Consider the following 14,433-nt stretch of genomic DNA (forward strand, 5'->3'; position numbering starts at 1 on the left):
TATACAAATGCGGTAAAAACGTGCTAAACTAATTGCTTCATAATGTTAATGATGGGGCCATCAGGCGTATCATTCCAATAGGTTGAGAAACATAGTATAAGCTTAAGATAATCCGATTAAAGAAGGAATCTAAAGGGCTTATGGATAAATGTACTCAAGAAGAGTTATTGTATGTGATGGAGGAATGGTTAAGAAAACATTATCTTTCATAGGAGCTGTAGTTGTGAGAAAACAAAAAATTTTATTATGTATTTTATTAGGACTTTTAATGACGGTAGTGGCTTGCGATAAGCAAGAAGAACCAGAATCGAAACCGGTTCATGTGAAAAATGAAAAGAAAAAAGAGAAGCATAAAGAACAGGAAGAATCTAAAGAAGAGAAAAGTATAAATTTAATGGACAAACAGTTGTTACTTTCAGCTACTCTTGGAGACACAGAGACAGCTATGAAGTTGATTCAGGATGGAGCGAATATAAACGTAGAAGGTGACAACGGAGAAACGCCTGTCCTTGCAGCGACGTACCAAAATCATGTAGAGACAGTTAAAGCATTAATTGGTGCAGGTGCTAATATTGAAATTAAAGATGAGAAAAAAAGTAATCCACTTCTTTATGCAAGTAGAGAAGGATATACGGATATTGTAAAAGTATTAATTAATGCAGGAGTTAATACGAAAGAAACGACTAAGTCAGGTGGAACAGCACTTATTTCTGCATCTGAGCGTGGCCATGTAGAGGTTGTTAAAGAATTATTAGAGCATACAGATATTGATGTGAATTATAAAAATGAACGTGGTGGAACAGCGCTATTAGAAGCAATTGTATTAGGAAATGGTAGTGAAAACCATAAGAAAGTAATTCAATTGCTTATTGATCACGGTGCAGATGTAAATATGGCTAACAAGGAACATCTGACGCCACTGCAATACGCTGAAAAAAGAGGTTTTAAAGATATTGTAAATATGTTGAGGGTAGCTGGAGCGAATGAAGTAGTACAGCCACAACAACCAGTAGAGTAACAAACGAAAAATAATCCCATTTAGATAGACAGAATGAAGAAATCAGTTAGTATGATGGATTCAGTAATGTGTATTTGAATGGGATTTTTGTTTTGAACATGAAAAATAGATTATGAATGGATGGTATATGGGGTAAATAAGGAGGATATAAATGACTCTCTGAGAACTTGATTTAATAGTAATTCAGGCAGAGGTTTTATTTGTTCATAATCAAGTAGGAAAAATGAAATATGTAAATGAACAAGGAAATCCGAAAGCACCACGTTTTTTTCTTGGCAGAACTCGTGAAGGGGGTATAACGAGATATCATTGTAATGTGGATGATGAAACGGTAAATAAGATTGAGAAGTTAATTCGAGAACCTTCAAAGCATATAGAGATAGCAAAGATTATTAATGTATTAAATGAAGAAAGAACAGTGGAAAATATTTGGATGGGTCCTGCTTTCATGTTTACTAGTAATTTACATAAGCCGACTAGAACAATACAAATAACGGAGAAGAATAGAGAGCTTTTACGAGAAAATTTTCCTAATCTAATAGAACAGATGGAATGGAGGAAACCTTATTTTGCAATTGTAAAAAATGAAAAGGTGGTTTCTGTTTGTTGCAGTGCCAGAAGTACCCCGTAGCTGCTGAGGGAAGTGTGGAAACTTTAACCGAGTTTCAAGGGAATGGATATGGTACTGATGTTGTTACAGCTTGGGCCATAGCAATACAAGAGGAAAAGCGCATTCCACTTTATAGTACTTCCTGGGATAATTATGCCTCACAAGCAGTTGCGAGAAAACTAAAACTGATTGACTATGGAATGAATTTGCATATCACTTGAATTTTAAAGATAGTTGTTGCGTTCTGTTGGAGTTCATTCATATATCTAGATTATTGTAAAAAGTAATGTGGTGAATATTAACACTCGATTAACACCTAATTAACAAACTATCAAAACTGGCTTAATAAATGAGTAATATAGTAAAGGTAACAAAATAACTAGGGTAGAGAACATTTGAGAACACCCGCTTACATATAATGTGCCGCTTTCTTAGGTTTGCTCTATTCCCTAGAGTTCAAATAAGGAGAAAGGCGTTCTATGTAAGTAGGTGTTTTTAGTTTGGATAAAAATAGAACAGTTAGGTGGAATGAATGTTTAAAGAACCTTATATTGCGATGATAAAGGATTGGAAAGGATACAAAGCATACAAACAATTGCCGAAAACAGTTTTTCTTATGACGGGATCAATGCTGGAATTACCAGAGCGTGTATACGAATTGCAGAAACATGGACATGATGTATTTCTTCATTGTGATTTTATACAAGGCTTAAATACGAATACAGAGGAAGCGCTTTTGTATATTCAAGATGTTATCGGGGCACAAGGTATTATTTCAACAAAGGGTTCGACAATTCGAAATGCTAATAAAATTGGATTGAAAACAATTCAACGTATTTTTATTGTAGATACTTTATCCCTTACTAAATCAATTGAAAATTGTAAAACGACTAAACCAAATGCAGTAGAGATTATGCCGGGGATTATGCCTTCTATAATTAAACAGCTAGCAGAGGAAATAGAGTTTCCTATTATTGCAGGCGGGCTGATTCAAACGCGAGAAGATGCGGAAATTGCAATTCGTGCAGGAGCAAGTGCGATTTCAACAAGTCATTATGAAGTATGGATACAAGAAGAAAAAAGGAGTGCAACCTTGTGATTGAATTGAAAAATGTTTCAAAGGTATATAAAAATGCAAAAGAGACGGCGGTTAAAGGCGTATCGGTTCATATTAAGAAGGGCGAATTTTTTGTTTTAGTTGGACCTTCGGGATGCGGGAAAAGCACATTATTACGAATGATTGCTGGCTTAGAAGAGATTTCTTCGGGAGATTTAATTATTAATGAACGTGTTGCAAATGATATAGAGCCGAAAGACCGTAATCTATCAATGGTATTTCAAAATTATGCATTATATCCACACTTATCTGTAGAAGAAAATATTTTATTTGGACTTAAGGTAAGAAAAGTACAAAAAGAAGAGCGACAAAAGCGATTAATGGAAGCTATTGAAATGGTAGGACTGAAAGAGTATGTGAAAATGAAACCAGGCCAATTATCAGGCGGACAAAGACAGCGTGTTGCACTTGCCAGGGCAATTGTGAGTCAAGCACCAATCTGTTTAATGGATGAACCACTTTCGAATTTAGATGCAAAATTACGTGCGCAAATGAGAATTGAAATTAGAGAAATTCAGCAGCGATTAGGAATTACGATGATTTACGTTACCCACGATCAAATAGAAGCGATGACTATGGGAGATCGTATCATGGTTTTAAATAAAGGAAGTATACAGCAAGTTGGAACACCACTTGACATATATAACGAACCAGCAAACGAATTTGTTGCAAGCTTTATAGGTTCTCCTTCTATGAATATAAATGATGGAGAAGTAGATAAAGAAAAAGGTGTATTACATATAGGGCAATTGCAAATTCCATTATCTATTGGACAGTTAAAGCAATTACCAGAAGGAATAATTCGTATAGGCATGCGTCCTGAGCATATTGCACTGTCTGAGGAAGGACAAGAAGTGACGCTGCAATCTGTAGAAGTATTAGGGAATGAATCTATATTAAATTTTGCGGTAAATGGAACAACTTGGAGTGCGAAAGTCATCGGACAGTTACTCCTGAACAAAGGTGACAAAGTAAAATTATTATTCTGGCAAGAAAAGTTATGCTTCTTTAACGAAAACACGAATGAACGCTTAAAAGTGGTAGCTGAAGAAGAGTTGAAAGTGGTGGCGAAATAATGATTGAAGTAAGTAAGTTGCCAGTTCAAACAAAAGTGTCAAAAAAGAAAAAATTATGGGGGAGAACGAAAGATTTAAGAATAGGATTATTGTTTTTGGCGCCATCTATTTTGTTATTTTCGATTTTTCTGTTCTACCCATTGTTTAGGACGATTTATTATAGTTTTTATTTAACCGATATACATGGAGAAGCTAATCTTTTCGTTGGCTTAGAAAATTATCAATATTTATTCTCTGATCCTGCCTTCTACAAAAGTATAAAATCAACTTTACTATTTGTTTTATATACAGTGCCTACGAGCATTATATTTGCTTTGTTTCTTGCGTTGATTGCGAATGGAAAGGTAAGAGGTATTGGGTTATTCCGAGTTCTGTTTTCTTCGACGATGGGAATATCAGTAGCTGCTAGTGCAGTGATTTGGCTATTTTTATTTCATCCAAGTGTAGGATTATTTAATAATATATTAGGCTCTATGAATCTTCCTGCAATCGCATGGTTAACGAGTCCGGACTGGGCACTATTCTCTGTATCAGTTACAACAGTTTGGGTGAATACAGGATTTGCATTTTTAGTTATATTAGGTGGTTTACAAAATATCGATACGTCTTTATATGAGAGTGCATCTATAGATGGTGCTAGTTATTTATATAAGCTTCACCGTGTTACATTACCGATGCTATCGCCAACTTTATTCTTTATTGTAACCGTAACGTTAATTAGTGCGTTCCAAAGCTTTGGACAAATTGATATTTTAACGCACGGTGGACCGAATGATGCAACGAATTTAATTGTGTACTCGATTTACAAAGAGGCGTTTGTGAATCATCAATTTGGAACAGCAAGTGCACAAGCGATGGTATTATTTGTTTTCATTTTCATTGCTACATTACTTCAATTTAAGTTTGCTGAGAGAAAGGTGCATTATAAATGATTGTTAAACAGTGGAAGCGAAATTTCCTATTATACATGCTGCTCATAATTAGTGCAGTAATGGTATTTTTTCCTGTACTGTATGCGTTTTTAATAAGCTTTATGACACCAGACGATATTCAAATGAGAAGGTTATTTCCAACTCAATTTACTTTTGATAATTTCATTAATATTTTTCAAAAAGTACCGCTTTTTACATACTTATATAACAGTTTAATTGTATCGATAGTCGTTATGATTGGACAACTTATCGTATCAAGCTTAGCGGCGTATGCTTTTGTTTTTCTTCAGTTTAAAGGAAGAAACCTTATTTTCTTCCTGTTTATTTCGACGATGCTTATTCCGTGGGAAGCAACGATGGTACCTAACTTTTTAACGATTCAAAACTTTGGCTGGATCAATAGTTTCGCTGGGATGACAGTGCCATTTTTTGCGACAGCTTTCGGTATTTTCTTGCTACGTCAACATTTTATGACACTTCCGAATGAACTGAAAGAAGCTGCTTTTATTGAAGGGATTGGAAATATAAGATTTTTATTCAGCGTTGTAATACCGTATTGTAAAACGAGTTTTATTACGCTTGGAGTATATAGCTTTTTAACAACATGGAATATGTATTTATGGCCACTTTTAGTGACCACTGATGAAAAAGTAAGAACAGTGCAAATCGGTGTAAAGCAGCTTCAGTCTCAAGAAGTTGCAACTGATTGGGGAAGTGTAATGGCCGGTGTTACGGTTATCGTTATTCCAACATTGATTTTACTATTTTTAGGACAAAAACAATTACAACAAGGATTAACAAAAGGTGCAATTAAATAACTAAGAGAAGGTGAGCTTAAAATGAGTTTAGTAAAAAAAGGTGCTGCCCTATTAATGGCAGCAACAATGGCATTATCTAGTGCCGCTTGTTCAAATAGTAAAACAGAGGGAAAACCTGAAGCGCAGGCAAAAGTAGCACCAGTTGAAAAAAATGGTGATAAAACTGTAATTCGCTTCTGGCATGCGATGGGTGGAAAAACACAAGGTGTACTAGATAGTCTTGTTGCAGACTATAATAAGTCACAAAGTAAATACGAGATAAAGGCAGAGTTCCAAGGGACATATGAAGAGTCTTTAACGAAGTTTAGAACGATGTCTGCAACGAAAGAAGCGCCAGCTCTTGTTCAATCGAGTGAAATTACAACGAAATATATGATTGATAGCAAAAAAATCACACCAATTGATAGCTGGATAAAAAAAGATAAGTACGATACGTCAAAATTAGAAAAAGCAATTACAAATTATTATTCAGTTGATGGAAAAATGTATTCTATGCCATTTAATTCATCTACACCAGTATTAATTTATAATAAAGATGCTTTCGCAAAGGCGGGCTTAGATCCAGAGAAAGCTCCAAAAACATATGTGGAATTACAAGAAGCAGCGAAAAAGTTAACGATTAAAGAAGGCGGAAATGTAAAACAATATGGATTCTCCATGCTTAACTATGGTTGGTTCTTTGAAGAGTTGTTAGCGACACAAGGTGCTTTATATGTAGATAATGAAAACGGCCGTAAAGATGCTGCAAAGAAGGCGGTATTTAACGGTAAAGAAGGACAGAAAGTATTTGGAATGTTAGATGATTTAAATAAAGCTGGCGCACTTGGAAAGTATGGAGCAAGTTGGGATGATATTCGTGCTGCGTTCCAGTCTGGACAAGTTGCTATGTATTTAGATTCTTCAGCAGGTGTTCGCGATTTAATTGATGCATCTAAGTTTAATGTAGGTGTTTCATATATTCCATATCCAGAGGATTCGAAACAAAATGGTGTTATCATTGGAGGCGCATCATTATGGATGACGAATATGGTTTCAGAAGAAACGCAACAAGGTGCTTGGGACTTTATGAAATATTTAACGAAGCCAGACGTACAAGCGAAATGGCATACGGCAACAGGCTATTTCTCAATTAATCCAGATGCATATAATGAGCCGTTAGTAAAAGAGCAATATGAAAAATATCCACAGTTGAAAGTAACAGTAGATCAACTGCAAGCGACGAAGCAATCTCCAGCAACACAAGGTGCTTTAATTAGTGTATTCCCAGAATCACGAGATGCAGTTGTAAAAGCATTAGAAGCAATGTATGACGGAAAGAATAGTAAAGAAGCGTTAGATGAAGCTGCCAAAGCAACAGATAGAGCAATTAGCATTTCATCTCGTACGAGTCAAAAATAAGAGAAAGCCGTATCCTTAAAAGGGATACGGCTTTCTTTATAGGGAGATAAGGGATCAAAGAAATGATGAAGTTTTATCTCTTTTATATGAGTAAAGGGTCTAGAGTGAATGTTGTCCTTTTCATTATTTATTCAACTCTATTGCGACTTGTTTACCATTTACGAAAACCTCTACTACCGCTACTACAACTTCCATTACTTTTTTCATCTCTCATCTCTCCTTGTTTTTTGTTTCATTTCTTACTCTCAGTATAAGGAGATACAGTAATTACAACTATCGAATTGGATGACAAGAGACTTACATTGTTGTAAGGATAATAGTTTAGTTTGTAATAAAGTGAAACTTTAATCAATGGGGCTTTTCTTCATCCACCACTGATTATTAGCCCTCACCAATCGGGCATTAACGGGCAGCCCTACCCCCACCTAACTTCTTTGCTTCCGCTGAATTTTGAGGTGGGGGTCTTACTGCCTGTTAATGCGGGATAAATTTAATCCAAGGTTAAGATTCGGAATTTTCCGTTGTTTTGAACTATAATTAGAAAGAGGGGGGATAATATGAAAAGAATTCTTGTTATTAGTGATATTCATGGAGAAATAGAAAAGTTCGAACAGTTGTTGAAAGAAGCTCAATATAATGCGAAAAAGGATCAATTAATCTTACTGGGAGATTATGTAGATCGTGGTCCAAATGCGCGTGCTGTAATTGAAAAGGTAAAAGAATTGAAAGAAGAGGGAGCACTCATTTTAAAAGGAAATCATGAAGATATGATGATTAAGGCGTTAACGACAAATGAGGAACGTTCATGGAACCATTGGGTAAAAAGAAATGGTGGAGATAAGACATTATATAGTTATGGATTTGTAGAAGAAGATATTGCGGTTAATGAGAAAGACTTCCAAAAACCGATTTTACAATCTTCTGTATTAGAGGAACATATAAAGTTTATTCAAGAATTAGATCATTACATTGAAACAGAAGAGTATATATTTGTACATGCTGGGGTTGAGCCGATGAAACGAGTTTCTGAATCTGAACCATATACGTTAATGTGGATCCGTAATGAATTTCATAATGGATATAGCGGTGAAAAGGTTGTTGTATTTGGGCATACGGAAACAAAAACGCTTCATAGTAGTGAGGATTGCGGAGTGTATTTTGGTAGTAATCGTATTATTGGAATTGATGGCGGGGCTGTGTATGGTGGTCAGCTAAATTGTTTGGAGTTGCCAAGTAAAAAGGTATATGTAATAAAAAATTGAAAGAGATAAGAGGAATCTTATTTCTTTCAATTTTTTATTAAGGTAAATTTAAGACAAAGTTTTTATAATAAAACTTCAAAATTTTAGAAGGAAATAGCTGAAAATGAAATTACGTAATATAACTACATTCTTTTGTTATGAAGAGAAGAAATGTAATAATAAATAGAATTGAACTATTTGATGGAAGGTGAGAGCATGCGCTTACTTGTAGTAGAAGATAATACTTCGTTATTAGAATCTATCGTACAAATTTTGCGTGATGAATTTGAAGTGGATACAGCATTGAATGGAGAAGATGGATTGTTTTTAGCGCTTCAAAATATATATGATGCAATTTTGTTGGATGTGATGATGCCAGGGATGGACGGATTTGAAGTGATTCAAAAAATACGTGATGAAAAGATTGAAACACCAGTCCTGTTTTTGACAGCGAGAGATTCTTTAGAAGATCGGGTGAAGGGATTGGACTTTGGTGGAGATGACTATATCGTTAAGCCATTTCAGGCCCCTGAATTAAAAGCGAGAATTCGCGCTTTACTACGCAGAAGTGGTAGTTTAACAACGCAGCAAACGATTCGCTATAAAGGGATTGAATTGTTCGGAAAAGATAAAGACGTTCAAGTAGATGGACAAGGTATTAAGTTGACATTGAAACAATATGAGCTACTAGAGTATCTCATTCAAAATAGCGGGAAGATTTTAATGCGTGAACAAATTTTTGATCGTGTTTGGGGATTTGATTCAGATACGACAGTAGCGATTGTAGAAGTGTATGTGCATCATTTACGTAAAAAATTAGAGCCATTCGGTTATCAGAAAGATATTCAAACCGTTCGAGGTATTGGATATATATTAAAAGAACAATGAGAAAAGGAAGTATGTTTCAAAAGACACGCATTCGTTTGACTATAGTGAATTCATTAGTATTTATCCTATTAATAGGTATATTAGGCAGTATTATTTATTCATACACATATAAGCGTATTTATAATGAAGTGGATCAATCTATAAAAATGATGGCTCAGTATAGAGAAAAATTAGATGTTAAAATACCACCAAGAAAACGCATAGAGAATATCCAGATTGGAGATCCGCGAGTAACTAGAATAACTTGGAATGGGAAAATAGTGAAAATAGAGGGCGATAACCGTAAATTCCGTTCTATTTTTGAAGAGAATTTGGAAAAGTTTTCTCCAAAAAAATTAGGGGAGTTACAAGATATTGAAGTACAAGGACGATATTTTAGAGCATTTTCGCTTCAAAAAGATGGAGAAATAGTTCAAATCGTGCGAGATATAACAGCGGAAGAAAGAATGTTAAATACTTTATTTTTAATCCTCGTTATAGGTTGTAGCATAGGAAGCCTCTGTGCGATAGGTATCGGCTTTTTCCTAGCTGGCAGAGCACTTGTACCTATTCAAAATTCATGGGAGAAACAGCAGCAATTCGTTTCTGATGCATCACATGAACTAAGGACACCGCTTGCAGTTATTCAATCAAAAACGGATGTGTTATTCCAATCACCATCCGCTACGATAGAAGAAAAAGCGATGGATATTTCTACAATTTCAAAAGAATGTAGGCGGTTATCGAAACTCGTTAGTAATTTATTATTGCTAGCACGTTCTGATTCTAATCAAATTGAGATGGATAAGAAAACATTTGAACTTGATAAATTGTTAGAAGAAATAGTAGCTCCATATAAAGAGATTGCTTCTTATCAGGAAAAAGAAATGATACTAAAAGTAGAACGTGGTGTATCTTTTATGGGGGATAGAGAGCGGATTCATCAAATGATGGTCATACTGTTAGATAATGCGATGAAGTATACAAACGAAGGTGGGCATATTCAAATAGATTGTACGCAAACGAGTAGTTCAATTCGTATACAGGTGAAGGATGACGGGATAGGAGTGAAAGAAGAAGATATTCCGAAATTATTTGATCGTTTTTATCAAGGGGATAAAGCAAGAAGTACGTCAGAAGGAGCTGGATTAGGTCTTTCAATCGCAAATTGGATTGTAGAAAAGCATTATGGAAAAATATCAGTAGAGAGCAGATGGGGAAATGGCACTTGTTTTGAAGTGATTTTCCCTAAAAATCAAAAAATATAAGTAAGAAGACGATCTTGTTTTTACAAGGTCGTCTTTTTTTTAAGGGAAAGTTAAGAAACTATTTATATTATGTATGGCATAAAGAACGTTCGTTACATGAAGAAGAGACTAGGTGTATGTGAGTGGATTTTATCAATCATAATGTTATCTCAAGCAGCGATGAGATGTATGTATAGTATTAAAAAAATTATGGGAATGCTGAAAAAGAAAGTGTAAGAGGGAGGAATTAATTTTGAAAAAGAAAATGATGACGGTATTCACTATTGGAGTAATGAGTTTAAGCATATTAGGGGGTGCCTCTCCTTCTGAAACACAAAAAGGAAAGACAGATTACACGCAGCGCAGTAAAGAACAATTGAACAATGGTAAGATACATGCAGTGCATACAGAAGAAAAAGCAGAGGAACTAGGTATTGAAACGGAAGGAAAAGAACAAATTACATTAGAAAAAGAAATTCATGAAACAGAAGTAGGAAGGGAAGCAGAGCAGTTAGGTATTTCGATTGAAGGAAAAGATGTTGGGACGCTGTCAGAAGAAATCTATGAAACAAAAGTAAAGCAAGAAGCGTTAAAGCTAGGTATATCTATAGAGAATACATCAATTGTAGATTTAATTACTCAAATTAATACGATTAAAATTAAATATGAAGCAGATAAATTAGGCATTTCTACAGATGGAAAAGAAATTGAAGACATCGCGGAAGAAATCTACGGAACGAAAGTAAGAGAAGAAGCAGGAAAGTTAGACATTTCTCAAAAAGGAAAAGAAATTGAAGAGTTAGCACAAGAAGTGTACGAACAAAAAGTACAGGAAGAAGCAAAAAAATATCATATTGATTTGTACGGTAAAGATATATATCAAATATTAAAAGAAATTAATGAACAAAAGGTGCTACAAATGGCAGATGAGCTTAATATGGATAAAATGAATATGAATATTCAAGAGTTAGCGGAAAAGATAAAAAAAGATCAGCCTGAAAAAGGAAAAGAACTAAATTTTGTACCGATGATTAGAACGGATGCTGACGCATTTTATTCTTATTTAACGAATTAATAAGGGCGTGAAAGTGATAAGAAAATTGAAGTGGTATATATGTACAGCTTTACTAGGTGCAGCAATATGGAGTGTATATACAAATGGAATTCCAAAGTATGTAGAGAAGTTTACATTCTCAAATATACAAAGAGGAAAAGAAACGGAGTTTAGTAATAACGATGAAAAAGTCATCTTATCAAATGTTCCATTAATTCAGCAGTTACCAGAATTGGATAGAGGCTGTGAAGTGACAAGTTTAGCAATGATGTTACAATACGCTGGTGTTTCAGTGGATAAGATGACATTAGCAAATGAAATAAAAAAAGTTGATTTTATAGACGATGGTGTGCGCGGGAATCCGAATGAAGGATTTGTAGGTAATATTTATACATTCTCTGAATCAGGATATGGTGTATATCATGGGCCACTTTTTCAGTTAGCAGAAAAATATTTACCTAATAAAGCTGTAGACTTAACTGGGAAGAATATAGAAGAGATTTATAAGAGTGTAAAAGCAGGGAAACCGGTAGTCATGATTACGAATGCAACATTTGCACCATTAGATGAAGATGAATTTACTACATGGGAAACAAATAGTGGAGATGTTTCTATTACGTATAATGAACATTGTATTGTACTTATTGGGTATGATCAGGAATCTGTATATATTCGAGATCCACTTGAGGATAGCTTAGATGTAAAAGTACCGAGAGAAAGCTTTGAACAGGCATGGGTGCAAATGGGGAGTCAGGCAATTAGTTATGTAAAGAGCTCCAAATAAATTAGGATGAAGAGTTTTAGTAAGATGACTATAAGGCGAAGGATAGAGATTGAAGATTATAAGAGAAATTTTTTAGAGTAGAAGCTGTTGAAAAATAAGAGAACTTTAGTATATATAATGCTAAAGTTCTCTTATTTTTATGATTAAAATCCTTATTAAGGAGTGAATATGGAAAAATGCATAATTGACGAAAAATTTACATGTTATCATTATATATTGTTTTATGTATGTTAATTGTATAAAATGACACAAGTATCCACATTACATAAAGGAGGCTTATTATGCAAAAAATATTTAACTGGGTTAAATGTATGAGTATCAAGAAAAAATTAATCATTTCATTTTTTATTATTTTAACTATACCAGGAATTATTATCGGTGGTGTTTCATATCAAACTGCCAAAACAAATTTTGAACATCAAATGACAGATAAAGCAAAGGAGAATATTTCAGTTTTAAATACTGTTATTTCTCAAAATATAGAAGAGAAATTTGTTGATGCGACGTATTTTGCAGACATCTTAACAGAGGATACATATCCAAATGGACAAGAAGAGATAGTGAGAACGAAGTTAGCACAATATATAAAGCTTCATCCAGAAGTAGAAGGTATTTATATTGGAACGCAGACGGGAAAGTTTATAAGAGAACCATTTATCCAAATGGCTGATGGGTATAATCCAACAGATAGATCTTGGTATAAAGAAGCACATGAAAATAAAGGGAAAGTAATTGTTACTGCACCATATCAATCAGCATCTACAAAAAATATGGTAGTGACCATTGCGAAAGAAGTAAAAGATGGTAAAGGTGTTATAGGAATTAACTTAAATTTAGATAACATCTTAAAAATTTCCAAAATGATTAACATTGGTGAAAAAGGTTATGCAGTTATTTTAGATCAAAATAAGCAAATTGTTAGTCATCCATCTAGAAAACCAGGTGCGAAAGTTACTGATCCTTGGGTTAAACCAATTTATGAAGATAAACAAGGAAATGTGTCTTATACAGAACAAGATGATAAAAAGAATTTAATCTTTGCAACAAATGAAAAAACCGGCTGGAAAGTAGTTGGAGTTATGTTCGATGAAGAAATTACCCAAGCTGCCAGTCCAGTGTTTTATAAGACTTTAATTGTTATTGCTATCGCTATTGCATTTGGTAGTGTATTAATTTATTTCATTACAAGGTCTATTACAGGGCCATTACGAAAAATAGCTGAATCAGCATATAAAATTAGTAAGGGAGATTTAACAGAGAAAATTACAATCCATTCTAAGGATGACATAGGGAAATTAGGGACTTCATTTAATGAAATGTCTACGTCTTTACAAGATGTTATTACCCAAATTAGCTTTTCAGCAGAACATGTCGCGGCATCGGCTGAGGAGTTAACAGCGAGCGTACAGCAAGCAAATGATGCGACAGATCAAATTACAATTGCAATGGAACAAGTATCAGGTGGGGCTGAATCACAAAGTCAAGGTGTTGAAGAAGGTGCGGCTACATTACAACAAGTAAATACAGCAATTCAAGATGTAACCGGAAGCGCAGAGTCAATTTCTATTTCCTCATTACATGCGAGAGAAAGAGCTGAAGAGGGAGAAGATTTAGTTGAACAAACTGCAAAACAAATGCAGTCTATTTCTAGGTCGGTATCCGAGTCAGATGCTATTATTAAACTTCTTGATGAGAAATCAAAGCAAGTAGGAGCTATTTCTGAAGCAATTCAAAACATAGCTACTCAAACGAACTTATTAGCTTTAAATGCGGCTATTGAAGCAGCAAGAGCAGGTGAACAGGGTCGAGGATTTGCTATTGTAGCAGATGAGGTTAGAAAATTAGCAGAGCAATCAGGAGAGTCATCTGGAGAGATTGCAAATTTAATTGCAGAAATTAAGGCGGATATTGAACATACTGTTAAGGCAATGGATAATGTGAATGGAGAAGTTCAACAAGGCCTTGATGTTGTAACAAAAACGAAAGTAAGTTTTACGGAAATTTTAAGTTCTACTACACATATTGTTTCTCAAGTTAATCAAATGGTAGAAACAACGAAGAGAATTGCTGGAGATGCAAATGAAGTGACAAATGCTATTGATGAAATTGCAGCGGCTGCAGAAGAAAATACAGCTAGTATGCAAAGTGTTGCAGCTTCAACAGAAGAACAGGTTAATTCAATGGAGGAAATTAGTTCAGCTTCGCAAAACTTAGCTGGGATGGCCGAAGAACTACAAGCGATGACTAGTAAATTTAAAGTATAATAACAGC

12 protein-coding genes and 2 pseudogenes are annotated in these 14,433 nt (G+C 34.5%); all 14 read left to right on the forward strand.

Going from position 1 to position 14,433, the window contains the following annotated elements; translation table 11 throughout:
* Positions 1 to 148: 148 nt before the first annotated feature.
* The 14 genes and pseudogenes from ACYFX0_RS22940 (at position 149) to ACYFX0_RS23005 (ending at position 14,426) form a co-directional block, all read left to right on the forward strand.
* Positions 149 to 1,018 (forward strand): ankyrin repeat domain-containing protein, encoded by an 870-nt coding sequence (locus ACYFX0_RS22940; RefSeq protein WP_000287334.1) that lies wholly within the window; start codon positions 149 to 151, stop codon positions 1,016 to 1,018.
* A 223-nt stretch (positions 1,019 to 1,241) separates the two neighbouring features.
* Positions 1,242 to 1,849: pseudogene (locus ACYFX0_RS22945) on the forward strand (GNAT family N-acetyltransferase).
* A 311-nt stretch (positions 1,850 to 2,160) separates the two neighbouring features.
* The gene (locus tag ACYFX0_RS22950; protein ID WP_000472005.1) at positions 2,161 to 2,727 is read left to right on the forward strand and encodes a glycerol-3-phosphate responsive antiterminator; all 567 of its coding nucleotides are present in this window, start codon (positions 2,161 to 2,163) and stop codon (positions 2,725 to 2,727) included.
* On the forward strand, positions 2,724 to 3,821 hold the full coding sequence (locus ACYFX0_RS22955; protein ID WP_142398825.1) for an ABC transporter ATP-binding protein: 1,098 nt from the start codon (positions 2,724 to 2,726) through the stop codon (positions 3,819 to 3,821). The genes ACYFX0_RS22950 and ACYFX0_RS22955 overlap by 4 nt, the downstream gene beginning before the upstream one ends.
* On the forward strand, positions 3,821 to 4,753 hold the full coding sequence (locus ACYFX0_RS22960; RefSeq protein WP_000573804.1) for a carbohydrate ABC transporter permease: 933 nt from the start codon (positions 3,821 to 3,823) through the stop codon (positions 4,751 to 4,753). The genes ACYFX0_RS22955 and ACYFX0_RS22960 overlap by 1 nt, the downstream gene beginning before the upstream one ends.
* A complete protein-coding gene (locus ACYFX0_RS22965) occupies positions 4,750 to 5,571 on the forward strand; it encodes a carbohydrate ABC transporter permease (RefSeq protein WP_106082001.1) in 822 nt (273 codons plus the stop codon). The genes ACYFX0_RS22960 and ACYFX0_RS22965 overlap by 4 nt, the downstream gene beginning before the upstream one ends.
* A 21-nt stretch (positions 5,572 to 5,592) precedes the next feature.
* Complete coding sequence (locus tag ACYFX0_RS22970; protein ID WP_000060581.1) at positions 5,593 to 6,969, forward strand: ABC transporter substrate-binding protein; 1,377 nt, start codon at positions 5,593 to 5,595, stop codon at positions 6,967 to 6,969.
* A 557-nt stretch (positions 6,970 to 7,526) separates the two neighbouring features.
* Positions 7,527 to 8,231, forward strand: coding sequence for a metallophosphoesterase family protein (locus tag ACYFX0_RS22975; protein ID WP_000821985.1), 705 nt, complete (start codon positions 7,527 to 7,529; stop codon positions 8,229 to 8,231).
* Positions 8,232 to 8,426: 195 nt separating this feature from the next.
* Positions 8,427 to 9,098, forward strand: a complete 672-nt coding sequence (locus tag ACYFX0_RS22980; protein WP_001238636.1) for a response regulator transcription factor — start codon at positions 8,427 to 8,429, stop codon at positions 9,096 to 9,098.
* Entirely contained in the window at positions 9,095 to 10,345 is a 1,251-nt protein-coding gene (locus ACYFX0_RS22985; protein ID WP_012614732.1) for a sensor histidine kinase, read from the forward strand. Before ACYFX0_RS22980 ends, ACYFX0_RS22985 begins: the two co-directional genes overlap by 4 nt.
* A gap of 232 nt (positions 10,346 to 10,577) precedes the next feature.
* Positions 10,578 to 11,399 (forward strand): transporter, encoded by an 822-nt coding sequence (locus tag ACYFX0_RS22990; protein WP_106103472.1) that lies wholly within the window; start codon positions 10,578 to 10,580, stop codon positions 11,397 to 11,399.
* A gap of 7 nt (positions 11,400 to 11,406) precedes the next feature.
* The gene (locus ACYFX0_RS22995; protein WP_003255893.1) at positions 11,407 to 12,162 is read left to right on the forward strand and encodes a C39 family peptidase; all 756 of its coding nucleotides are present in this window, start codon (positions 11,407 to 11,409) and stop codon (positions 12,160 to 12,162) included.
* 422 nt (positions 12,163 to 12,584) lie between these two features.
* Positions 12,585 to 13,487, forward strand: a pseudogene (locus ACYFX0_RS23000) (HAMP domain-containing protein); the annotation flags it as partial.
* Positions 13,488 to 13,607: 120 nt separating this feature from the next.
* On the forward strand, positions 13,608 to 14,426 hold the full coding sequence (locus ACYFX0_RS23005) for a methyl-accepting chemotaxis protein (protein WP_434166820.1): 819 nt from the start codon (positions 13,608 to 13,610) through the stop codon (positions 14,424 to 14,426).
* The last annotated feature ends 7 nt before the right edge of the window (positions 14,427 to 14,433 follow it).

Source organism: Bacillus sp. NEAU-Y102 (assembly GCF_054788175.1).